Raw genomic sequence first — 228 nt, 5'->3', positions numbered from 1 at the left:
ACGATGTTCACACCTGTTTGAACGTCACCATCAGCTTCAATTGAAGCGACTTTTTTGTATACATTCACAAGTGCTGTACCACCACCGGATACGATGCCTTCTTCAACTGCTGCACGAGTTGAGTTGAGTGCATCCTCGATGCGTAGCTTACGCTCTTTTAGCTCTGTTTCCGTTGCAGCACCAACTTTGATGACAGCGACGCCGCCAGCTAGTTTTGCAAGACGTTCT

At 47.8% G+C, this 228-nt stretch carries 1 protein-coding gene; it reads right to left on the bottom strand.

The genetic code is table 11. The annotated features are described in order from the left end of the window. A partial coding sequence (locus SB775_RS34585) for a TCP-1/cpn60 chaperonin family protein (protein ID WP_410865800.1) occupies nucleotides 1-228 on the bottom strand: 228 nt, incomplete at both ends.

This window comes from Peribacillus sp. SIMBA_075 (assembly GCF_046534585.1).
This window is presented reverse-complemented; position numbering and strand designations above follow the sequence as displayed.